Source organism: Streptomyces caelestis, assembly GCF_014205255.1.
Lineage (GTDB): Bacteria > Actinomycetota > Actinomycetes > Streptomycetales > Streptomycetaceae > Streptomyces > Streptomyces caelestis.
On sequence record NZ_JACHNE010000001.1, the window covers coordinates 1805937 to 1827231 of the forward strand.

A 21295-nucleotide genomic window follows, 5' to 3' on the forward strand; every position below is an offset into this window, starting at 1 on the left:
CGTCCGCCGAAGGGTTCGTGTTCCATGCTGGGGCCATGACGACGAGAGACCCGCAGGCCACGGCCCTGGCACGGCTCGCGGCGCTGTTCGCGGACGAGACGCGGGCCGCGTGTCTGCTGGCGCTGCTCGACGGGCGGGCCTGGACCGCGAGCGAGCTGGCGCGGCACGCGGGTGTCGCCGCGTCGACGCTGAGCGAGCACCTCGGCAGGCTCGTCGCGGGCGGGCTGCTCGCCGAGGAGCGGCAGGGCCGGCACCGGTACGTCCGGCTGGCCGACGCACGGGTCGCGCAGTGGGTGGAGGACCTGGCGGCGCAGGTCGCGCCGGGTACGGCCGTACGGCCGCGGAACCTGCGGGAGTCGAGCGCCGGTTCGGCGATGGCCCGGGGCCGCACCTGCTACGACCATCTCGCCGGGCGGCTCGGCATCGCGGTCACGGACGCGCTGACGGCGCGCGGGCTGCTGCACCAGGAGACCGGGTTCGCGCTCACCGACGCCGGGCTGGCGTGGTTCGAGTCGGCCTGTATCGGCCTCGACCGGCGCGGCCGGCGCCCCCTGGCCCGCGCCTGTCTCGACTGGACCGAACGCCGGCCTCATCTCGCGGGCGTCGCGGGCGCGGCCCTGTGCCGGCACGCCCTGGAGACGGGGTGGTGCGTGCGGATCGGCTCCGAGCGGGCCGTGAAGGTGACGGCGGCCGGTGAACGGGCCCTGTTCGATCTGCTGGGTGTGGAGGCCGCGGCGTTGCGCTGACCCCGAGTCTCACCCGACAAGCCCACCCCTTGACGGGCCATGAAGCCCCGTCCGAAATTCGCGAGCGTCCGTTCCCTTTCCCCACCTAGCCTCGGGATCATGATGAACAACCCCCCTTCCCCTCCCGCCCGCCGCGCGGAACTGCTGGCCGCCGCGGCGGCCACGGTGACCGTCGTGCTGTGGGCGTCCGCCTTCGTCTCGATCCGCAGCGCGGGGGAGGCGTACTCGCCGGGGGCGCTGGCGCTCGGGCGGCTGCTGGCCGGGGCGCTGACGCTGGGGGTGATCTGCCTGTTGCGGCGGGAGGGGTGGCCGCCGCGCTCGGCCTGGCGCGGGATCGCCATATCGGGCCTGCTGTGGTTCGGCGTCTACATGGTCGCCCTCAACTGGGGCGAGCAGCAGGTCGACGCGGGTACGGCCGCCCTGGTCGTGAACACCGGGCCGATCCTCATCGCGCTGCTCGGTGCGCGGTTGCTCGGTGATCCGATGCCGCCGCGGCTGCTGGCGGGGATGGCGGTGTCGTTCGCCGGTGCGGTGACCGTGGGGCTCTCGATGTCCGGCGAGGGCGGTTCCTCGGTGCTCGGGGTGGCGCTGTGCCTGCTGGCGGCGGTCACGTACGCCGCTGGTGTCGTCGCGCAGAAGCCGGCGCTGGGCGCGGCGAGTCCGTTGCAGGTGACGACCTTCGGCTGCCTGGTCGGCGCGGTGGTCTGCCTGCCGTTCGCCGGGCAGCTCGTCCAGGAGGCCGCAGAAGCGCCGGCCTCCGCGACGCTCAACATGGTGTACCTGGGCGTCTTCCCGACCGCCCTCGCCTTCACGACGTGGGCGTACGCCCTGTCCCGGACGACCGCGAGCCGGATGGGCGCGACGACGTACGCGGCGCCCGCGCTGGTCGTCCTGATGTCCTGGCTGTTCCTCGGCGAGGTGCCGGGGCTGCTCACCCTGGTCGGCGGTGCGCTGTGCCTGGCGGGTGTCGCGGTGTCCCGGTCGCGGGCGGCGGCTCGGGCCGGGGATCCGGGAGCGGTTGCGGAACCCCGGCCCGAGCGGACTGCGGACTCAGCCCGCTGACTCGGCTTCCGCCCTGGCCTCGGGTGCGGCCTCCGGTTCCGCCGCACGCGCCCGGTCCGCGAGGACCTTGATCGAGATCAGCGCGATCACCGAGAGCGCGATGATGTAGCCGGACACCGCCATCGAGGTGCCCGTGGCCTCCAGCAGCAGCACCATCACGAAGGGTGCGAGGCCGCCGCCGGCGACGGCCGCGATCTGGTAGCCGAGGGAGGCGCCGGTGTAGCGCATCTCGGGCGTGAACAGCTCGGCGAACAAGGCCGCCTGGGGGCCGTACATGATGCTCAGGAAGCAGCTGGCGACGAACGTGCCGACGGCTAGCCACAGCAGTGAGCCGGTGTCGATCAGCAGGAAGAGCGGTACGGCCCACAGCGCGATGCCGGCCGCCCCGAAGGCGTAGATCCGGATGCGGCCGATGCGGTCGGAGAGCGCGGCGGCGGCCGGGATCAGCACGAGCTGGGTGAGGCTGACGCAGAGCGAGACCATGAGCACCGGGCCCTTCTCCATGTCCAGCTCGCGGGTCGTGTAGTCGAGGACGCCGGTGATCAGGATGTAGAAGGTCGCGGTGTTCACGGCGAAGGAGCCGCCGGCCAGGAGCACCGTGCCGAGGTGGCCGCGCAGGATCGTGCGCAGCGGCGAGCTCTGCTCGGTCTTCTCCTGCTCCGCGAGGGCGCGTTCGGCCTCCTTGAACGCCGGGGTCTCCTCGACGCGGGTGTGGATGTACCAGGCGAGGCCGAGCACGAGCAGGCCGACCAGGAACGGCACGCGCCAGCCCCAGGCGGCGAACGCCGAGTCGGTGGTGAGGGCGCCGGCGGCCAGGAAGACCGTGTTGGCGGTCACCACGCCGATGGGGACGCCGAGCTGGACGACGCTGCCGTAGACGCCGCGCTTGCCCTCCGGGGCGTACTCGGTGGCCAGGAGCATCGCGCCGCCCCACTGGGCGCCGACGGCGACGCCCTGTGCGATGCGGAGCAGGACGAGCAGGATCGGGGCGGCGACGCCGATCGTGTCGTACGTCGGCAGCAGGCCGATGCCGGTGGTGGCCACGCCCATCAGCGTGAGCGCGAGGACCAGCATCGGCTTGCGGCCGCGCTTGTCGCCGAGGTGGCCGGCGACGATGCCGCCGAGGGGGCGGGCGAGGAAGCCGACGGCGAACGTGGCGAAGGAGGCCATGACACCGGCGGTGGGGCTGCCGGCGGGGAAGTAGAGGTCGCCGAGGACGAGGGCGGCGGCGATGCCGAAGACGAAGTAGTCGTACCACTCGACGGCCGAGGCGAGGGCCGCGGCGGTGGCTACGCGGCGACGGTTGCCCACGGCGGGCGCGGTGGAGGCGGGCGGCTGAGCGGAAGGGGCCGTGTCCATGTGGTGCACGCTCCGGTGGGTGCGGGGACGGAACGGGGGGTGGCTCGGGTTCCGGGGAACGTACTGACCGGACGGTATGCACGTCAACGGGTCGTGCACCAGGAGTTTTGTCTGTAAGCACCACTGATCATGCGTACGGGCACGCCTCGGGCCCCGGCCTCGCACGGAGGCCGGGGTACCGGGGGGATACGGGCTAGAAGACGACCAGTGCCCGGCCGCCCTTGCCCGCCAGCATGTTCTCGAAAGCCGCCGGGATGCCGTCGAGGGAGATGCGTTCCGTCACCAGGGTGCTCAGGACGAGGCGGCCCGCGCGGACGTGCTCGGCCAGGACCGGAAGGTCGACGGCCGGGTCGGAGTTGCCGTAGACGCAGCCGGTCAGGGTGCGGCCCCAGTGGAAGATCTCCAGGGCGTTGAAGGTGACCTGCTGGTCCTTGCCGCCGATGCCGACGACCGTGGTGCGGCCGCCGCGGCGGGTGGAGTCCCAGGCCGTGCGGATGGAGACCGCGCGGCCGGCGCACTCGACGGCCACGTCGACGCCCTGCTTGCCGGTGAGGGCGCGGATCTCGCGGGCGGTGGTGTCGGAGGCGACGAGGTAGTCGGTGGCGCCGGCCGTCCGGGCCAGTTCCTCCTTCTCCGGGGACACGTCCACCGCGACGATCTTCGAGGCGCCCGCGATCCGGGCGGCCTGGAGGGTGGCGAGGCCCACTCCCCCGACGCCGAACACCGCGACCGTCTCGCCGGGACGCACCTGGGCCGAGTGGTGGACGGCGCCGTAGCCGGTGAGGACGGCGCAGCCCAGGAGGGCCGCGTCGGTGAGCGGGATGCCGTCCGGGACGGGCAGGACGCACGCCGCGGACACCACGGTCTCCTCGGCGAACGCGGCGACGTTCAGGCCGGGGTGGAGGTCGGTGCCCTCGGTGGTGCGGGCGTAGACGTCGGCGGCGCCGCCCAGGGCGTTGGCGCACAGCCAGACCTCGCCGAGCGAGCAGGCGTGGCAGGCGCCGCAGGACGGGGCCCAGTTGAGGACGACCCCGTCGCCGGGCGCGACGTGCCCGACGCCCTCGCCGACGGCGACGACCGTGCCGGCGCCCTCGTGGCCGAGGACGGCCGGGACCGGGACGCGCATGGTGCCGTTGGACAGGGACAGGTCGGAGTGGCAGACCCCGGCGGCGGCGAGCCGGACGCGGACCTGGCCGGGTCCGGGCTCGGGCAGGTCGATGCCGGTGATCTCCAACGGGGAGCCGACGGCGGGCAGGACGGCGGCGCGGACAGCCATGACGGAAGGGACTCCCCTGGGCTAGAACTGGAGGGACTTGGTCTGCAGGTACTCGGCCAGGCCGTGCACGCCGAGTTCGCGGCCCACGCCCGACTGCTTGTAGCCGCCGAAGGGGGCGAGGGGGTTGAAGCGGCCGCCGTTGATGTCGACCTGGCCGGTCTCCATCCGGCGGGCGAAGGCCACCGCCTCGGCCTCGTCCCCGGCCCAGACGGCGCCGGCCAGCCCGTAGACCGTGCCGTTGGCGATCCGCAGGGCGTCCTCCTCGTCGTCGTAGCGGAGGATCGACAGGACGGGGCCGAAGATCTCCTCCTGTGCGATGGTCATGTCCGGGGTGACGTCGGCGAAGACGGTCGGGCTGACGAAGTAGCCCTTCTCGCGCGGGGCTTCGGGGCCGCCGGCGACCAGGCGGGCGCCTTCCGCGACGCCCTTCTCGATGTAGCCGCGCACCCGGGCCTGCTGCTTGGCGTTGACGACGGGGCCGATGCGCTCGCCGTACTTGGCGGCGGCGCCGGCGGCGAGCCCGACCGCCTCGTCGTACTGGTCGCGGTGGACCAGCATCCGCGTCCAGGCGCTGCACGTCTGCCCGGAGTTGGACATGACGTTGGCGACGCCGACGTTGACCGCCTTGGCGAGGTCGGCGGTCGGGAGGATGACGTTGGCGGACTTGCCGCCGAGTTCGAGGGCGACCTTCTTGACCTGCCCGGCGGCGATCGCGGCGATGTGCCGGCCGACGACGGTGGAGCCGGTGAAGGAGACCAGGTCGACACCGGGGTGCTCGGCGAGAGCCTGGCCTGCGACCGGACCGAGGCCGGTGACCAGATTGAAGACGCCCGCCGGGATGCCGGCCTCGTGCACGGCGTCCGCGAACAGGCGGGCGACCAGCGGGGTGTCCTCGGCGGGCTTCACCACGATCGTGCAGCCCGCCGCGAGGGCCGGGGCGACCTTGGCGACGATCTGGTGCAGCGGGTAGTTCCAGGGCGTGATCGCGGCCACCACACCGACCGGCTCGTGGTGCACGACCGAGTTGCCGGTCTTCTCCTCGAAGGCGTACGTGGCCGCCAGCTCGGCGTAGGAGCCCGCGACGGCGATCGGCACGGCCGCGTGGACGGCCTGCGAGAACTTCAGGGGCGAGCCGAGTTCGGCCGTCACCGTTTCGGCGATCTCGTCCGCGCGGGCCACGAGCACGTCCCGCAGGGCGGCCAGGCGCGCCGCGCGCTCGGCGGGCGGGGTCGCGGCCCACTCCGGCAGGGCGGCGCGCGCGGCCCGTACGGCGGTGTCGACGTCCTGCGCGGTGCCGGCCGGGACCGTGCCGATGACCTGCTCGTCGACCGGGTTCACGACCTCGATCACGTCCTGGCCGGCGGCGGGGCGCCAGGCGCCCCCGATGTACATGCCGTCGTATGCCTTCATCGCGCTTCCTCCTGGGCGGGGCGTCGTCGTCCGGCACATAAACTAGCGACGATAGTTTTCCGGCGCCAGACGTCCCGGTGATCCCGTGTTCCCGGTCATCACAGCACGGAGCGGGCCCCGCCCGGGTGTGCGGCTCCTCACTCCTCCAGATCGGGCAGGCGCGCCGGGTGCGGGCAGATGCGGTCGCCGTGCTGGTCGAAGACGAAGAGGTGGGCGAGGTCGACGAGCAGCGGCACCTGCATGCCGTGACGGAGGGCCAGGTCCGGTGTGGCGCGCACGATGAGGTCGCCGGGCAGGCGGGGTTCTGCCGCCGCGGGGCCGGGATCCGCGTCCCCTGGGTGGTCCAGGGCCACGACAGCTCCCGCCCGGCCGGCTCCGGTCCGCTCCCGCAGCCGCGTGAGGACCGAGCCCTCGCGGCGGCGCCGCCGGACGGGTCGGCCGGGGCGGGGGCGTGGGGCCTCCAGGTAGGGGACGACGGCGGGGGTGGAGCCGGTGTTGAAGTGGACGAGGATCTCGTGGCCCTGGAACTCCACGTGCTCGACCAGTCCGGTGATCGGCACCTCGCCGGGGCGGGCCGCGGAGTGTTTGGCGATCCGGACGGCTTCCGAGCGCAGGCCGACGATGACCTCGCGGCCCTGCTGGACACGGAGCAACTGGTGGTCCAGGGAGAGCGGCTCGGGCAGGCGCAGGAACTGCTTGCCCAGGCTGATGGTCATCGCGCCGTCCAGCGGGGCGCGCACCAAACCGCGCAGGAGGTTGATGCGCGGGGTGCCGATGAAGGCGGCGACGAACACGTTGCTGGGCAGCGCGTAGACGACCCGCGGGCTGTCGACCTGCTGGAGCACGCCGCCGCGCAGCACGGCGACCCGGTCGCCGAGCGACATGGCCTCGGACTGGTCGTGGGTGACGTAGACGGTGGTGACGCCCAGTTCGCGGGTGAGCTGGGAGATCTCGGCCCGCAGGTGGGTGCGGAGCTTGGCGTCGAGGTTGGACAGCGGCTCGTCCATCAGGAAGGCGGAAGGATGGCGGGCGATGGCCCGGCCCATGGCGACCCGCTGGCGTTCACCGCCGGAGAGCTGGGCGGGCAGGCGGTCGAGGAGGTCCTCGATGCCCAGCATCCGGGCGGTGGCGTCCACGCGCGGCCCGGGGTCCGTGCCCGGGGCCTCGATACGCAGCGGGAAACCGATGTTGGCGCGGCTGGTCATGTTCGGGTAGAGGGCGAAGTTCTGGAAGACCATCGCCATGTCCCGCCCGGACGGCGGCAGGTCGTTGGCGTACTCGCCGTCGAGCAGCAGCTCGCCCTCGTCGATCTCCTCCAGACCGGCGATCATCCGGAGCACGGTCGACTTGCCGCATCCGGACGGGCCGAGCAGCACGAGGAACTCGCCCGGCGTGATGTCCAGCGACAGCCGGTCCACCACGCGGGCGCCTCGCGTGTAGGCCTTGCTCACGTCGTGCAGGGAGATGGCGCGTGTCATGAGGTGCCCCCGAGGGGTCGTCAGGGCGCTGGTGCTCCGCGGTCGGAAGCCCCGTGCGGGTCGTACGGGGCTGTGGGTCACGGAAGTTAACGGAATGTGTGCGGCCTGGGGAAGACACGGGGCGCGATCGGGGGTTCTGGTCCAGCTGGTGAGAAGGCGGACGGCCTGATTCGGCCATGACCCAGGGCCGCCCGGGGTCAGCGGATGCCGGTGAGGTGGGCGAAGACCACGACGTTCCCGGAGTAGCCCATCCTGCGGTCGTAGCTGCCGCCGCAGGTGATCAGGCGCAGCTCGGGGCGGCCCCGGGCGCCGTACACCTCCTGGCTGGGAAAGTGCGCCTTCTCGTACGACTTGATCTTGTCGACGGTGTATACGGCGATCCGACCGTCGGCGCGGCGGGCCTTGACGATACGGCCCGGTCTCAGCTCGGTCAGCCCCGCGAAGACGGCGGGACCGCTGTCGGTGTCGAGATGCCCGACGGCCACGGCGGTGCCCCGCTCACCCGGCGAGGCGCCCTGCTGGTACCAGCCGACGAGCTTCGGGTCGTCCTCCGGGGGTGCGGTGAGGCGGTGTGCCCGCGACCTGGATCTTGACGTCTCCGTCGTCCCCCGGGATGGGAGCGGCGACGGCGGGCACGCCGCTCAGGGTGGTCCCTGCGAGGGTGAGGGCGGCGTGGACGGCGGTGCGGGTGCCGGCACGGCGCGCGGGAGGTACGACGGGCATGAACATGCCCCCACGTCAGATGATTTTCACCCAAACACCCCGCATCTGACTCTCTGCCACACGACCGTTGAAATGGACGCACCTGCGCCCTGCGACGCGTCACATATCGCTCTTCCGGCGCAGCCGCACCCTCGGTCGGCGGGCGTCCCCCGCCCCTTCCTCCACCGCCCCGCCCGGCTCCCCCCGCGACCGCACCGCAACCCCCGAGGACAGCAGCAACAGCGCCCCGAGCATCACGAACGGCGCCGCCACGCCCGCGACCCCGGCGATCAGCCCGGCCGCCGCGGGCGCTGCCACCTGGCCGAGCCGGTTGCCGGTCAGGCGCAGGGCCAGGGCCGTGGAACGGGCCTCGTCGGGCGCGGCCTGGACGACCGTCGTCATGGACAGCGGCTGTCCGACGCCGAGGCAGAAGCCGAGCAGCACCAGTAGCAGGCCGAGTGCCCACACCGGCACCGGCAGGGCGATGCCCGCGCACAGCACGGCCGCCAGCAGACAGGTCACCGTGAGCAGCAGGGTCCGGCCGAGCAGCCGCAGCAGAGGTGTCAGCACCAGGCGGCACGCGATGGTGGCCGCCGCCCGCAGGCTGAGCAGCAGGCCGATCACGGACGGCGCGATGCCCCGGTGTTCGCCGACCACCGGGAGGTAGGCGGTGAGGATGTCGGTCGCGGACAGCACGGCGAGGCTGATGAGGATGCCGGCCGGCACGCCCCGGGTGCGCAGGATGCGCCCGACCGGGACACGGTCGCCCTTCTCCGCGCGGGAGGTCGCCGCCGTGCGACGGTGCTCGATGCGCCACAGCGAGGTGAACGCGACCGCCCCGACCCCGCCCGCCACGATCAGGGCGAGCGCGCTGGTGCCCTTCATGTCGTCGCCGCCGATCACCGCGCCCGCGGCGATGGGGCCGACCAGCTGGCCGAGCGCGGCACCGATGGTGAAGTGCCCGAAGTTCCGGTCCTGTTCGTGCGGGGCGGACTGGCGGGCCACGAGGGACTGGGAGCCGATGACGAAGCAGAGGTGGCCGAGGCCCATCACGCCGCTCCACAGGGCCATCGCCCACAGGGAGTCGGCGACGCCGCTGAGTGCGCAGCCGCCGGATATGAGGCCCACGCCGATGGGCAGCAGGGGCGCGCAGCGGCCGTGGTCGGTGCGACGGCCCAGGGGGACCGCCGCGAACAGCGGCAGCAGGGCGTAGACGCCCGCGATCACACCGATCGCCCGCTCGTCCGCGCCCAGCGCGAGGGCCCGGTAGGAGACGGCGGGCCGGGCCATCGACACCGCCCCCTGCGCGAAGCTGAAGGCGATGACGAGGCGGAGCAGCCAGCCGCGGTTCCCACCGGGCCTCACGATGACGTCCTCCATGCGGTGGTCAGATGATGCCGAAGAGCATGCCCGCCCCGAGGATGACGAGACAGGTGAGGGCGGCCCACTTCACGACGAACTTCGTGTGGTCGCCGAACTCGACCTTGGCCATGCCGACCAGGACGTACACGGCCGGGACCAGAGGGCTCGACATGTGCAGCGGCTGGCCGACGAGGGAGGCGCGGGCCATCTCCAGCGGGGAGACACCGTGCGCGGCGCCCGCCTCCGCGAGGACGGGGAGGACACCGAAGTAGAAGCCGTCGTTCGACATGAAGTAGGTGAGCGGGAGGCTGAGGATGCCGGTGACGAGGGCCATGTGCGGGCCCATGCTGCCGGGGATGACGTCCACCATCCACTTGGCCATGTGGTCGACCATGCCGGTGCCCTGCAGGACGCCGGTGAAGACGGCGGCGGCGAAGACCATGCCGGAGACGTTCAGGACGTTCTCGGCGTGGGCGGCGATGCGGGCCTTCTGGTCCGGGATGTGCGGGAAGTTCACGGTGAGCACGAGCGCGGCGCCGAGCAGGAACAGCACCGGGATCGGCAGCAGTTCCATGATCATGGCGGTGAGCAGCCCGACCGTGAGCAGCGCGTTGAACCAGTACAGCTTGGGGCGCAGCGTGGCGCGGTGGGGGTCGAGGCCCTGGAAGCCGTCCTCGTCGTGGGCGTCGTCCTCGGGGGCGTCCGCCCCGGAGCCCGCACCGCCGGCGGCGCCGCCGTTGCCCGTCAGGCTCTTGCGCATGTCGACCTTGCCGTCGCCGGAGCCGCCGGCTCCCACGAGGACCGTCTCGGTCTCCTTCTCCTCGACCTTCTCCTCCACCAGCACCTCGTCCAGCGTCAGCACGCCCAGCCGCCGGCGCTCCCGCACGCCGAGGACGTAGGAGAGGACGAAGACGAACAGCAGGCCCACCAGGAGCGCCGGGATCATCGGGACGAAGATGTCGCTGGCGTCGAGCTTGAGCGCGGTCGCGGCGCGGGCGGTGGGGCCGCCCCAGGGGAGGGTGTTCATCACGCCGTTGGCCATGGCGGCGACACCGGTCATCACGACCAGGCTCATCTTCAGGCGCTTGTACAGCGGGTACATCGCCGAGACGGTGATCATGAAGGTGGTCGAGCCGTCGCCGTCCAGCGACACGATCGAGGCGAGCACCGCGGTGCCGACGACGATCCGCATCGGGTCGGCTTTGCAGAATTTGAGGATGCCTCGGACGATCGGATCGAAGAGACCGACATCGATCATCACACCGAAGTAGACGATCGCGAACATGAGCATCGCCGCAGTGGGGGCGAGGTCGGTCACGCCGTCGAGGACGTAGTCGCCGAGCTTGGCGCCCTTGCCGACGAACACGCAGAACAGCGCGGGAATCAGCACGAGCGCCGCGATCGGCGACATCTTCTTCATCATGATCAGGACCAAGAAGGTCGCGATCATGGTGAAGCCGAGGATGGTCAGCATGAGTGGATACCTAACGTTCGCCCTTGAACATCCCACCAGGGCCGGCGGTGTCCGAGACGTTAGGTGCGTTCAAGCAGTGTTAACAAGACGTTGACGCGCGAGCAATAAGCGCAAAACTGCTGGTCACAGCTTTGCTCAGGTCAGAGGCATGAGCTTTTCGGTCACGGATGCGCATCCGGGGGCCGTCTCGGGGGCCACCTCGACGGGCACTGCGTTGAGGACCGCGTTACCCGACAGCGGGTCGAGCAGACGGCCGTCGAGGAGCTGGTTGACGTTGACGCCGGGGTCCGTCGCGGCGTGGCTGAGACGGGTGCCGGGGCGGTCGTGGCCCCAGCCGTGCGGCAGGCTCACCACACCCCGGCGCACCTCGTCCGTGACCTCGGCCGGTGCGGTCACCTCTCCCCCGGCGCCCTTCACGCGCACCGGCGCCCCGTCGCGCACGCCCAGCCGTTCGGCGTCCTCGGGGTGGATGTGCAGGGTGCAGCGGTTGGAGCCGCCGGTGAGGGCGGGCACGTTGTGCATCCAGCTGTTGTTCGAGCGGAGGTGACGGCGGCCGACCAGCACGAGTCCGTCGGGGCGCTCCTCCATCGCGCGCTTCAGGCGGGGCAGGTCGTTCGCGATCGGCCGCGGCAGCAGCTCGACCTTGCCGCTCCTGGTCTTCAGCGGCTGCGGCAGCCGGGGCCGCAGCGGGCCGAGGTCGATGCCGTGCGGGTGGGCGAGCAGCCTCTCCAGGGTCAGCCCGTCGGGTCGTACGCCGAAGCCGTCGCCGTAGGGGCCGAGGCGCAGCATCATGTCCAGCCGCCGCTCGGGGCCGGTGTCGCCGGTGAGCCGGGCGGCGAGCTCACGGGGGTCACGGCCGTGCACGGGCGAGTGCGGCTCCTTGACGGCCTTGCCCAGGGTCTGGTCGATGACCATCTGGTCGACGGCGGCCGGATCCGCCCCGTGCTTCCCCAAGCTCTCGGCTTCGCTCGAGCAGGGGAGACCCCAATCGGTCACGGCGAGGATCAGCCGCGCCAGGATCTCCGTCTCGGCCATCCGGCCCGGCTCCAGCGGGATCGCGGGACGGGTGTAGCGGACCTGGTTGCGCACGGCGAGGGTGTTGAGGGCGAAGTCGTGGTGCGGGCTCTGGGAGGGCGGGGGCGGAGGCAGGACGACGTCGGCGTGGCGTGCGGTCTCGTTGAGGTACGGGTCGACGCTGACCATGAAGTCGAGCGAGTCGAGGGCCTTGTCGAGCCGGTCCCCGTCGGGCGCGGAGAGCACGGGGTTGGCGGCGACGGCGATGAGCGCGCGGACCGGCTCGCCCTCCTCGGTGGCGGTGTCGATCTCCTCCGCGAGGGCGGACAGGGGCAGCTCGCCCTTGGCCTCCGGGTGCCGGCTCACGCGGGAGTGCCAGCGCCCGAGCGCGAAGCCGCGGCCGGGTCCGGCGGGGCGCGGGGTCTTGTCGGTGGCGGCCTGCGGGAAGAGCGCCCCGCCGGGCCGGTCGAGGTTGCCGGTGAGGATGTTCAGGACGTCGACGAGCCAGCTGGCCAGGGTGCCGTGCGGGACGGTGCAGCTGCCGATGCGGCCGTAGACGGCGGCGGTGGGGGCGGCGGCGAGTTCGCGGGCGAGGGTGCGGATGACGTCGGCCTCGACATCGCAGGCGGCGGCGACGGCTTCGGGGGTGAACTCGCGCAGGGCGTCGGCCACTTCCTCGACGCCCTGGACGTGCGGGGTCGGTTCGGCGAGGCCCTCGCCGAAGAGCACCTGGGCCATCGCGGCCAGCAGCAGCGCGTCGGTGCCGGGCCGCACGGCGATGTGCCGGTCGGCGAGCTTCGCGGTGCGGGTGCGCCGCGGGTCGATCACGACGAGCGTGCCGCCACGGGCCTTGAGGGCCTTGAGCTTGCCGGGGAAGTCGGGGGCCGTGCACAGGCTGCCGTTGGACTCCAGCGGGTTGGCGCCGATCAGGAGCAGATGGTCGGTGTGGTCCAGGTCGGGCACGGGGATGGCGTTCGCGTCGCCGTAGAGCAGTCCGCTGGAGACGTGCTTGGGCATCTGGTCGACCGTGGAGGCGGTGAAGACGCTGCGCGTGCCGAGCCCGGCGAGCAGCACCGGCGGGTAGAGGGCGCCGGCCATGGTGTGCACGTTGGGGTTGCCGAGGACGACGCCGACGGAGTTCGGGCCGTACCGCTCGACGACGGGCCGGATGCCGGCGGCGACCGCGTCGAAGGCCTCCTCCCAGGTGGCCTCGCGCAGCTCGCCGTCCCGGCGCACGAGCGGCGTGCGCAACCGGTCGGGGTCGGCGTCGGCGGCCCCGAAGGAGGCGCCCTTGGGGCAGACGAACCCCTTGCTGAAGACGTCGTCACGGTCACCTCGCGCGTGGGTGACGCGCGTCCCCTCGATGGTGAGGGTCAGGCCGCAGGTGGCCTCGCACAGGGGACAGATACGCAGGGCGGTGCGGGACACGGGTCCTCCAGGGGCGGCGGCTACGGTGACGCACGGACGGCCCGAGCATACCGACCGGTATGCACGGCGGGGAGGCCCTGACCGGCGTGAGGTCAGTCGAGCACCCGGGCCAGATACGCCCGCAGCATCTCCCGCGTCTCCTCGATGATCTTCTGGTCCCCGTCCGGCGCGACGCGGAACGCCAGGTGCACGAGGGTGTCGGCGGTCTCGACCGCGATGAGGAACACCCGGCGCAGCTCCTCGTCGGGCGCACGGTCGAGATAGCCGGAGAGGAGTTCGGTGAGGCGGTCGGCGACGCGGTGGTTCGGTTCGGCCTGGCGGGCGCCGACCGGGATCTGGTTGCCGAAGTCGACGAGGGAGAAGCCGGGCGCGGTGCGCTTCATCTCCAGGTACTCGTCGAGCACGGCGTCCATGGCCTCGCGCCAGCCCCCGTCGCCCGTCTCCCGCAGGCGCTGGGTGACCCGCTCCGAGAAGCGCTCCAGGTTGCGCTGGGCCAGCGCGTCGACCATCTGGCGCTTGTTGCCGAAGAAGCGGTAGACCGAGCCGATGGGGACTCCGGCCCGCTGGGCTACGGCACGGGTGCTCAGCGCGTCGTAGCCGACCTCGTCGAGGAGGTCGGCGCAGGCGTCGAGGATCCTGGTCAGGCGTTCGGCGCTGCGCCGCTGCACGGGCGCACGACGGAGCGATGTCGCATGGGGCACGGGCTTCATGATGCCTTTCCGGCGCGGTCCGGTGAACCTCGCCCCCCGGCAGGTGACCGGGGCGTTGCACGGACCCGCGCCTTCCGCCGGGCGTTGGCGCTCGGCGTCGTGCCCGGGCCCGGCTCCGACGCGGTGATGTCGGCCGTGCTCTCCACGGGTTCGCCGTCCACCACCCATACGGTGCCGTCGTCGGCGTAGAGGCGGGCCGTCACCTGGTGCGTGCCGCGCGGTACGAGCCGAGCGGGGAGGCGGCACCCGGGGGTGCGGAGCCGGGCGACGAGGCGGCCGTCCACGTAGACGTACGCGAGACCGTGTCCGGCCACCGCCCCGGCCGGGGCGCCGGCCGGCGAGAAACGGAAGTTCCGCAAGGTCAGGCGTACGTCCCAGCCGTCGGCCGCGCCGGGCTGCACCTCGATGCCGACGCCGGGCGCGTCCTCCTGCCCCACCTCCCGGTAGGGCCGCCCCTCGTCGTCCCGGTCCTCCAGCAGCCTGCCCACCGGCGTGGGCGACGCCCCGCCGCCCCGCTCCCGCTCGGCACTGGAGCCGCAGCCCGCGGATCCGGCCACGAGGAGGACACAGACCGCGAGCACGGCCAGAGGCCTCCGTGTACACGACATGCCGGCGAGCGTAGAACACGCGTCCGGTACCGCGGATCGTCCTGGAGTCGGGTTCCGGTCATCCGCCGGAAGGAGGTCCCGCAGGGCTCGTGTCCCTCTTGCGCCGGGGAAAACGCAATCCTACGGTGCTGTATAGGAATCGGATACAAGGGAGCAGCGATCATGGGCGATGGGGGTACCTCCCGCGCGAGCGGGTTCGAGCGTGGGGGAGCGCGGAAGACCGCCGAAGGGCTGACCTATCTCTCCGGCTTCGGCAACGAGCACAGCTCCGAGGCCGTCCCGGGCGCGCTGCCGGAGGGCCGCAACTCGCCCCAGCGGGCACCGCTCGGGCTGTACGCGGAACAGCTCAGCGGTACGGCCTTCACCGAGCCCCGGGCCCACAACCGCCGCTCGTGGCTGTACCGGATCCGCCCCTCGGCCGCCCACCCGGCGTTCACCCGCACGCACAACGGCTCGATCCGCACCGCCCCCTTCACCCAGACCGTGCCCGACCCCAACCGCCTGCGCTGGAACCCGCTCCCCGACCCGGCGCCGGAGACCGACTTCCTGGCGGGCCTGTGGACCCTGGGCGGCAACGGCGACGCCACCCAGCGCACCGGCATCGCCGTCCACCTCTACACCGCCAACGCCTCGATGGAGCGGGTGTTCAGTGACGCCGACGGCGAGCTGCTCATCCTCCCGGAGCGCGGCGGCCTGCTCCTGCGCACGGAGTTCGGTCTGCTCCATGTGGAGCCGGGCCATGTGGCGCTCGTCCCGCGTGGGGTCCGCTTCCGTGTGGAGCTGCTCGATACCGCGTCCGACGGCGAGCGGAGCCCGACCGCCCGCGGCTATGTGTGCGAGAACTACGGCGCGCCCTTCCGCCTCCCCGACCTGGGCCCGATCGGCGCGAACGGCCTCGCCAACCCGCGGGACTTCCGCGCCCCGGTCGCCGCGTACGAGGACGTCGAGGGCCCGGTGGAGGTGGTGAACAAGTTCTGCGGCAACCTGTGGACGGCCACCTACGACCACTCCCCGCTCGACGTCGTCGCCTGGCACGGCAACCATGTGCCGTACGTCTACGACCTTCGCCGTTTCAATGTGCTCGGCACCATCACGTACGACCACCCGGACCCGTCGATCTTCACGGTGCTGACGTCCCCGTCGGACACCCCGGGGCTGGCCGGGGCCGACTTCGTGGTGTTCGCCCCGCGCTGGCTGGTGGGCGAGGACACATTCCGGCCGCCGTACTTCCACCGGAACGTGATGACCGAGTACATGGGCCTGATCGAGGGCGCCTACGACGCGAAAGCGGAGGGCTTCGTGCCGGGTGGCGGCTCGCTGCACAACATGATGTCGGCCCACGGCCCGGACCGGGAGACCTTCGACCGGGCGAGCACCGCCGAGCTGCGGCCGCAGAAGATCGACGACGGCCTGGCGTTCATGTTCGAGACGCGCTGGCCGATCACCCTCACCCCGCAAGCGGCCCGCGCCGAGCACCTCCAGCAGCGCTACGACGACGCCTGGCAGGGACTGGAGCGGCACTTCCGTCCCTTGCACCGAACAGCCCCGACCGGTACGGATGGCCCGTGACCTCCTTCGCCCCGGACTCGATCGTCCTGAACCGCAAGCTGCCGCTCTGGTACCAGGTGTCGCAGTCGCTGCGCGCCTCGATCCTCGGCCGCTCGCCCCAGGACCCGCTGCGCCTGCCCACCGAGGAGCAGCTGGCCGGGCACTACGGCGTGAGCGTGCTGACCATGCGGCAGGCGCTGAAGGAGCTGGAGGACGAGGGGCTCATCTCGCGCCACCGCCGGCGCGGCACGTTCATCGAGCCGCACGCGCGCCGGGGTTCGCCGGTCCGTCTGCTCGGCTCGGTGGACGCGATCGTGGCCCAGCAGTCCGGCATGACGACCGAGCTGCTGGACCACGGCACCGCCCCCGTGCCGCCCGAACTCGCCGAGTTCTTCCCGGATCTGGCGGAGGTGGCGACGTACCACCGGCTGCGCAGCGACGAGAAGACCGGTGAGCCGACCAACCACGCCCGTAACTACGTGCGCCCCGAACTGGCCGCCCGCATGGACCTGGACGACCTGGTCCGGTGGCCCATGACCAAGGTGCTGCGGGACGTCGTCGGGGCGGACATAAGCCGCATCACGGACACGGTGGAGGCCCGCCTGGCCGATCCGGAGACCGCGAAACTCCTCCAAGTGCCGCTGCTCAGCCCGATCCTGCGCTACACGGGCGTCACGTACGACGCCGGCGGGCGGCCTCTGGACGTGGCCGTCATCCAGTACCGGGGGGACCGCTTCTCCTTCACGGTGACCCTCGACGCGACGTAGGCGCTGCGCGGCAGGCGAGGTGGCACACCCACGGGCCGGTGGGGCTGGTCGCGCAGTTCCCCGCGCCCCTTCGGGGCGCTCGACACGTCGTACGATGCCCTGCGTGACGCACGACGACGCTCCGCTGCTGGCGGACCTCATGCCGTGGTCCGTCGCACCGCCGCGGCTCGGCCGGGGGTGGCCGGCGGGCCCCGACGCGGCATCCCTCAAGGCCCGCTGGGACGCCCTGATGAAGGCCGAGGGACCCGACCGCGAGGCCCTGTTCCAGCCGACCCGCTCGCGCACGCCGCACACGGCGGTCGGCCAGTTGCCCGGTCAGGCCGGCAGCGGCACTCAGAAGCTGGCGAGGGCCTCGGGGCCGTGCCCGGAGCCCGTGCGCGTGCTGTACGCCCCCTTCGACGAGCAGTGGCTGATCCCCGACCAGCGGCTGATCGACGCGGCCCGCCCGGAGCTGTGGCGGGTGGCGGACGAACGGCAGGTCTTCGCGCTGGAGACCCCCGAGGCCCCAGGAGGTGCCCGCGGAGTCCCCGGCCTGCTCGTCACCTCACTGCTCCCGCTGCTCCGCCCCGGCCGGATCCGCCCGCTGTTCCGGCGACCGGGCGGGCGGGAGCCCAACCTGGCCCCCGGCCTGCTGGAGCACCTGGGCACCCGCCTGGGCAGCTCCCCCACGCCCCTGGACGTGCTGGCCTGGATCACGGCGACGGCCCGCCCGGACCTCTCCGTCCCGCTCACCGGGGACGCCGACGCCTGGGCGCGAGGCCTGGAGCTGGGCCACCGGCTGCTGTGGCTGATGCGCCGCGACGGCGAACGCCCCAAGCTCCCCGGCGGCCGCCGCCCCTACGTCCGCGCCCCGCTGCCCTCCCGCCCCCTGACCCTGCGTTACGACAGGGACGAGGAGGCTCTCCTGCTGGACGAGGGCCGCATCTCCCCCGTGCCGCCGGAGGCCTGGGACTTCGAGGCGGGCGGGGTGCGCGTCCTGGAGCAGTGGTTCACGGCGCGCGTCACCGAGGCAGAGCCGGGCACACTCGCGGCGATCCGCCCCGGCACATGGCCCCAGAGCTGGACGTCGGAACTGCTGGAACTGATCACGGTCCTGGCCCTGCTGGCCGGCCTCCGCCCGCTGGACGAACCGACGGTCCCCGACCCGGTCACCACGACCGAGCTGCGCGAGGCCGGCGTCCTCCCGGTGCCGGCGCCGGCCCGCCGCCCGGCCTCGGTGCTGGACGGCCCCGAGGAGGGGCCGGAGGGACAGCTCGCGCTGCTCTAGAGCCACAGGACCTAACGGAGTTCGGGGTCGTAGGCGTCCAGTACGCGTTCGAGGGCCCGTCTGAACACCGCCTCCAGATCGACCGGCCCGCTCTGCTCCATGAAGGCCGCGGCCAGTCGCGGATACGCCCCGGTGGCCACCTGGCTGCCCAGATAGGCCATCCGGACCGCGTTCTCCTCCTCCACGGACCACGGCATGGAGCGGGTGCGCTCGACGGTCGCGATGTCGTTCGCGGTGTACGTCGTCACGACCCCGTTGAGCAGCGCGATCAGCTCCGTCTTCATGCCGGCCGGAACGTCGAGCGGTTCGAGGCAGGCCAGGCAGTGCTCCAGGTAGCGCAGGGTGTTGGGGCTGAAGCCGAACGCCCCCGCCATCAGGCGCGGCACCCATGTGTGCCGGTACATGATGGCCCGGGTCTGCTCCGCGTTGCGGAGCATGTCGGCGCGCCAGTCGCCCGTGGGCTCGAACAACTCGTGCTCGGCACCGACGGCGTCCACCATCAGCTCGTACAGGTCCTCCTTACGGGGGACGTAGTTGTACAGCGACATCGTGCCGCAGCCCAGTTCCGCCGCGACATGCCGCATGGACACCGCGTCCAGCCCCCCCGCGTCGGCGATCCGCACCGTCGCCGCCGCGATGTCGGCGCGGGTGAACGCCGGTTTCGGCCCACGGCCGGTGCGCTCGGGGCGCGCCCAGATCACTTCGGGTACGGCCGCTCGGCCCGCCATCGATCATCACCTCGACCTCCATCCTAGTTACGTACACCGTACGTAGTGCGCTATGGTCCTGCCATGACTTCTACGTACGCTGTACTTAGTGAGGGTCTGGAGAAGCGGTTCGGGGAGGTCCGTGCCCTGCGCGGGCTGGATCTCGCGGTGGCCGAGGGGACGGTGTGCGGGATCCTCGGGCCGAACGGGGCGGGCAAGACCACGGCCATACGGCTGCTGACCACGCTGCTGCGGCCGGACGCGGGCTCCGCGCGGGTCGCCGGGCACGACCTCGTCCGGGAGGCCGCCACCGTACGGAGCCGGATCAGCGTCACCGGTCAGGACACGTCGATCGACGGGGACCTCACCGGCCGTCAGAACCTGCTGCTGTTCGGCCGGCTGCACCGAGTGCGCGGCCCTGCCGGGCGGACGACGGAACTCCTCGCCCGCTTCGGGCTGACCGAGGCCGCCGACCGGCCCGCCTCCACCTACTCCGGCGGCATGCGGCGCCGGCTGGACCTGGCGGCGAGCCTGATCCGCCGCCCCGAGGTGCTGTTCCTGGACGAACCGACGACCGGCCTCGACCCGGCCAGCCGCAACCTCATCTGGGACGCGGTGCGCGACCTGACCGCCGAGGGCACGACCGTACTCCTCACCACCCAGTACCTGGCGGAGGCCGACCAACTCGCCGACGACATCGCCCTGGTGGACCGCGGCCGGGTCGCGCACACCGGGTCGCCGGCGCAGCTCAAGGGGCTCGTCGGGGCGCACGCCGAGGTCGTCGTGACGGACCCGGACGCGCTCACGAAGGCGGCGGCCGTCCTCGACCGGATCACCGGCGCGCAGCCGTCGTTCGACCACGAGCGGAACGCCGTCGGCGCGGTCACCAGGGACCCGACGCTCACCCTCCCCCTGCTCGTTCGCACGCTGGACTCGGCGGGCGTGCCGCTGCTCGACGTGAGCCTGCGGCCCCCGACCCTCGACGACGTCTTCCTGCGCCTCACGGACACCACGCCTACGACCGACGAGAAGGAGCGTGCCGCATGAGCATGCTGGCGTACGACGGGACCGCGATGCTGGGCCGCCAGCTGCTGCGGATGCGGAACAACCCCGGGCTGCTGATCCTCACCCAGACGATGCCCATCAGCATGCTGCTGTTCTTCGGCTACGTCTTCGGCAGCGCCCTGGCGATGCCGGGCGAGGCGTACCGGTCGTTCCTCGTGCCGGGTCTGCTGGTGGCGACCGCCTCGGGCGGGATCATGACCGGCATGTTCCAGGCGGCCGGGGACACGCATCGGGGTGTGGCGAACCGCTTCCGTACGCTGCCGATGAGCCGGGCGGCCGTACCGCTGGGGCAGGCCGCCGCGGACGTGGTGGTCACGGCCGTCGGGACGGTGCCGTTCCTGCTGGTGGGACTCGCGGTGGGCTGGCGGATCGAGGGTGGCCCGCCGGCGGCGGTGGGGGCCGTCGGGCTGCTGATGCTGTTCCGCTTCGCCTGCACCTGGGCCGGGATCTACCTCGGCCTGCTCACCCGGAACGAGGAGGCGGCCGGTCAGCTGGGCGGGGCGACGTTCCTGTTGCCGCTGCTGTCCAGCGCGTACATCCCGACGAGCGGGCTGCCGGGGTGGCTGCGGACGGTCGCCGAGTGGAATCCGATCAGCGCGGTGGCCACGGCTCTGCGGGATCTCTTCGGCAATGCCCCCGTGCCCGACGGGGCGGCCTGGCCGGTGGCCCATCCCGTCGCGGGGTCGCTGCTGTGGTGCGCCGTGCTGCTCGGGGTGTTCGTGCCGCTGGCCGTGCGTCAGTACGCGCACGGGGAGCGGTGAAGGGGCGGCCGGGACACGGGAGCCGGGCGACGCCCCCGGTCACTGCCGGGCGGGGATGTGACACCGGCTGGGGGCGGGCCGCGCTCGGGTACACACCTGGCGCTGCTGCGTGCCGTGGGGATGACGGACGACGAGTGCGCAGCGTTGTGCCAGGGGCGGTGTGACCGCCCGAGCGCGGGCCTCTACCTGCCGCCGAACAGCGAGCGGCGCAGCCGGCGCAGTGGTGCGAAGAGCGAGACGCGGCGCACGCGCGCTCCCCTGCCACTGCGGTCCTGCGGTTGACGCGCGGTCAGTTCACGCATCAGCGAGGTCGCCTCGACCGTCTCGCGCTGCGGGACGGCAGGGCCACCCAGCACCGAGAGGTGGCGGTCGAGGCGCGAACTGGTCGCGCTGCTCCCGCAGGTGATCGCAGGGACCCTCGCCCTGCTGCGCACTGTTATCTGTTCCATGTCACTCCCCACCCGTACGAGTCCACCCGGCCCGGGCAGGTTAACCCTATCGCCCCGTCCGGGCACTCGTGTATCGCGGTCACAGGATTCACCTTCCCCATA

At 72.5% G+C, this 21295-nt stretch carries 19 protein-coding genes and 1 pseudogene; 7 read left to right on the forward strand and 13 right to left on the reverse strand.

Going from position 1 to position 21295, the window contains the following annotated elements:
- The first annotated feature begins 35 nt into the window (after window positions 1-35).
- Window positions 36-746 (forward strand): ArsR/SmtB family transcription factor, encoded by a 711-nt coding sequence (locus HDA41_RS08155; RefSeq protein ID WP_184982069.1) that lies wholly within the window; start codon window positions 36-38, stop codon window positions 744-746.
- A gap of 99 nt (window positions 747-845) precedes the next feature.
- The gene (locus HDA41_RS08160) at window positions 846-1808 is read left to right on the forward strand and encodes a DMT family transporter (RefSeq protein ID WP_184982071.1); all 963 of its coding nucleotides are present in this window, start codon (window positions 846-848) and stop codon (window positions 1806-1808) included.
- Here HDA41_RS08160 and HDA41_RS08165 read toward each other — a convergent pair.
- The 11 genes and pseudogenes from HDA41_RS08165 to HDA41_RS08210 all read right to left on the reverse strand — a co-directional run bounded on the left by HDA41_RS08165 (window position 1797) and on the right by HDA41_RS08210 (window position 14629).
- Window positions 1797-3167 (reverse strand): MFS transporter, encoded by a 1371-nt coding sequence (locus HDA41_RS08165; protein ID WP_184982073.1) that lies wholly within the window; start codon window positions 3165-3167, stop codon window positions 1797-1799. The genes HDA41_RS08160 and HDA41_RS08165 overlap by 12 nt on opposite strands.
- Before the next feature lie 193 nt (window positions 3168-3360).
- Window positions 3361-4443, reverse strand: a complete 1083-nt coding sequence (locus HDA41_RS08170; protein ID WP_184982075.1) for a Zn-dependent alcohol dehydrogenase — start codon at window positions 4441-4443, stop codon at window positions 3361-3363.
- A 21-nt stretch (window positions 4444-4464) separates the two neighbouring features.
- Entirely contained in the window at window positions 4465-5853 is a 1389-nt protein-coding gene (locus HDA41_RS08175) for an aldehyde dehydrogenase family protein (protein ID WP_184982076.1), read from the reverse strand.
- A 137-nt stretch (window positions 5854-5990) separates the two neighbouring features.
- Window positions 5991-7331 carry an ABC transporter ATP-binding protein gene (locus HDA41_RS08180; protein ID WP_184982078.1) on the reverse strand — a complete coding sequence of 447 codons (1341 nt, stop codon included), beginning with the start codon at window positions 7329-7331 and terminating at the stop codon, window positions 5991-5993.
- Between the two features lie 197 nt (window positions 7332-7528).
- Window positions 7529-7897: pseudogene (locus tag HDA41_RS42665) on the reverse strand (class F sortase); the annotation flags it as partial.
- Window positions 7830-8054, reverse strand: coding sequence for a hypothetical protein (locus tag HDA41_RS43065; RefSeq protein WP_260423321.1), 225 nt, complete (start codon window positions 8052-8054; stop codon window positions 7830-7832). The gene HDA41_RS43065 and the pseudogene HDA41_RS42665, both read right to left, overlap by 68 nt.
- Before the next feature lie 99 nt (window positions 8055-8153).
- The gene (locus HDA41_RS08190; protein ID WP_184982080.1) at window positions 8154-9398 is read right to left on the reverse strand and encodes an MFS transporter; all 1245 of its coding nucleotides are present in this window, start codon (window positions 9396-9398) and stop codon (window positions 8154-8156) included.
- 22 nt (window positions 9399-9420) lie between these two features.
- Complete coding sequence (locus HDA41_RS08195; RefSeq protein WP_184982082.1) at window positions 9421-10869, reverse strand: CitMHS family transporter; 1449 nt, start codon at window positions 10867-10869, stop codon at window positions 9421-9423.
- 135 nt (window positions 10870-11004) lie between these two features.
- Window positions 11005-13311: a molybdopterin oxidoreductase family protein gene (locus HDA41_RS08200; RefSeq protein WP_184982084.1), complete on the reverse strand. Its 2307-nt coding sequence runs from the start codon at window positions 13309-13311 to the stop codon at window positions 11005-11007.
- Window positions 13312-13403: 92 nt separating this feature from the next.
- Window positions 13404-14021: a TetR/AcrR family transcriptional regulator gene (locus HDA41_RS08205; protein ID WP_184982086.1), complete on the reverse strand. Its 618-nt coding sequence runs from the start codon at window positions 14019-14021 to the stop codon at window positions 13404-13406.
- Window positions 14018-14629, reverse strand: coding sequence for a hypothetical protein (locus HDA41_RS08210; RefSeq protein WP_184982088.1), 612 nt, complete (start codon window positions 14627-14629; stop codon window positions 14018-14020). Before HDA41_RS08210 ends, HDA41_RS08205 begins: the two co-directional genes overlap by 4 nt.
- 162 nt (window positions 14630-14791) lie before the next feature.
- Between HDA41_RS08210 and hmgA the strand changes: the two genes are divergently transcribed.
- From hmgA to HDA41_RS08225, 3 genes are all read left to right on the forward strand, one after another.
- Window positions 14792-16198 carry a homogentisate 1,2-dioxygenase gene (gene hmgA, locus HDA41_RS08215; RefSeq protein WP_184982090.1) on the forward strand — a complete coding sequence of 469 codons (1407 nt, stop codon included), beginning with the start codon at window positions 14792-14794 and terminating at the stop codon, window positions 16196-16198.
- Complete coding sequence (locus HDA41_RS08220) at window positions 16195-16944, forward strand: GntR family transcriptional regulator (protein WP_184982092.1); 750 nt, start codon at window positions 16195-16197, stop codon at window positions 16942-16944. The genes hmgA and HDA41_RS08220 overlap by 4 nt, the downstream gene beginning before the upstream one ends.
- Before the next feature lie 94 nt (window positions 16945-17038).
- Entirely contained in the window at window positions 17039-18211 is a 1173-nt protein-coding gene (locus HDA41_RS08225; protein ID WP_184982094.1) for a type ISP restriction/modification enzyme, read from the forward strand.
- An 11-nt stretch (window positions 18212-18222) separates the two neighbouring features.
- On the opposite strand, the gene HDA41_RS08230 is transcribed toward HDA41_RS08225, so the two are convergent.
- Window positions 18223-18939, reverse strand: a complete 717-nt coding sequence (locus tag HDA41_RS08230) for a TetR/AcrR family transcriptional regulator (RefSeq protein ID WP_184982096.1) — start codon at window positions 18937-18939, stop codon at window positions 18223-18225.
- Window positions 18940-19002: 63 nt separating this feature from the next.
- On the opposite strand from HDA41_RS08230, the gene HDA41_RS08235 reads away from it, so the two are divergent.
- Together HDA41_RS08235 and HDA41_RS08240 are read left to right on the forward strand one after the other, a co-directional pair.
- Entirely contained in the window at window positions 19003-19965 is a 963-nt protein-coding gene (locus tag HDA41_RS08235) for an ATP-binding cassette domain-containing protein (protein WP_184982099.1), read from the forward strand.
- Window positions 19962-20744 (forward strand): ABC transporter permease, encoded by a 783-nt coding sequence (locus HDA41_RS08240; protein WP_184982101.1) that lies wholly within the window; start codon window positions 19962-19964, stop codon window positions 20742-20744. The genes HDA41_RS08235 and HDA41_RS08240 overlap by 4 nt, the downstream gene beginning before the upstream one ends.
- Before the next feature lie 182 nt (window positions 20745-20926).
- Here HDA41_RS08240 and HDA41_RS08245 read toward each other — a convergent pair whose 3' ends face one another.
- Window positions 20927-21193: a hypothetical protein gene (locus tag HDA41_RS08245; RefSeq protein WP_059422390.1), complete on the reverse strand. Its 267-nt coding sequence runs from the start codon at window positions 21191-21193 to the stop codon at window positions 20927-20929.
- Window positions 21194-21295 lie beyond the last annotated feature (102 nt).

What these genes read in the sequence shown, in the direction of transcription:
- HDA41_RS43065 (WP_260423321.1), bottom strand. Translation starts at nt 8,054, where the DNA reads ATGCCCGTCGTACCTCCCGCGCGCCGTGCCGGCACCCGCACCGCCGTC.
- HDA41_RS08180 (WP_184982078.1), bottom strand. Translation starts at nt 7,331, where the DNA reads ATGACACGCGCCATCTCCCTGCACGACGTGAGCAAGGCCTACACGCGA.
- HDA41_RS08245 (WP_059422390.1), bottom strand. Translation starts at nt 21,193, where the DNA reads ATGGAACAGATAACAGTGCGCAGCAGGGCGAGGGTCCCTGCGATCACC.
- HDA41_RS08170 (WP_184982075.1), bottom strand. Translation starts at nt 4,443, where the DNA reads ATGGCTGTCCGCGCCGCCGTCCTGCCCGCCGTCGGCTCCCCGTTGGAG.
- HDA41_RS08160 (WP_184982071.1), top strand. Translation starts at nt 846, where the DNA reads ATGATGAACAACCCCCCTTCCCCTCCCGCCCGCCGCGCGGAACTGCTG.
- HDA41_RS08225 (WP_184982094.1), top strand. Translation starts at nt 17,039, where the DNA reads ATGCCCTGCGTGACGCACGACGACGCTCCGCTGCTGGCGGACCTCATG.
- HDA41_RS08175 (WP_184982076.1), bottom strand. Translation starts at nt 5,853, where the DNA reads ATGAAGGCATACGACGGCATGTACATCGGGGGCGCCTGGCGCCCCGCC.
- HDA41_RS08195 (WP_184982082.1), bottom strand. Translation starts at nt 10,869, where the DNA reads ATGCTGACCATCCTCGGCTTCACCATGATCGCGACCTTCTTGGTCCTG.
- HDA41_RS08210 (WP_184982088.1), bottom strand. Translation starts at nt 14,629, where the DNA reads ATGTCGTGTACACGGAGGCCTCTGGCCGTGCTCGCGGTCTGTGTCCTC.
- hmgA (WP_184982090.1), top strand. Translation starts at nt 14,792, where the DNA reads ATGGGCGATGGGGGTACCTCCCGCGCGAGCGGGTTCGAGCGTGGGGGA.
- HDA41_RS08240 (WP_184982101.1), top strand. Translation starts at nt 19,962, where the DNA reads ATGAGCATGCTGGCGTACGACGGGACCGCGATGCTGGGCCGCCAGCTG.
- HDA41_RS08235 (WP_184982099.1), top strand. Translation starts at nt 19,003, where the DNA reads ATGACTTCTACGTACGCTGTACTTAGTGAGGGTCTGGAGAAGCGGTTC.
- HDA41_RS08165 (WP_184982073.1), bottom strand. Translation starts at nt 3,167, where the DNA reads ATGGACACGGCCCCTTCCGCTCAGCCGCCCGCCTCCACCGCGCCCGCC.
- HDA41_RS08230 (WP_184982096.1), bottom strand. Translation starts at nt 18,939, where the DNA reads ATGGCGGGCCGAGCGGCCGTACCCGAAGTGATCTGGGCGCGCCCCGAG.
- HDA41_RS08155 (WP_184982069.1), top strand. Translation starts at nt 36, where the DNA reads ATGACGACGAGAGACCCGCAGGCCACGGCCCTGGCACGGCTCGCGGCG.
- HDA41_RS08205 (WP_184982086.1), bottom strand. Translation starts at nt 14,021, where the DNA reads ATGAAGCCCGTGCCCCATGCGACATCGCTCCGTCGTGCGCCCGTGCAG.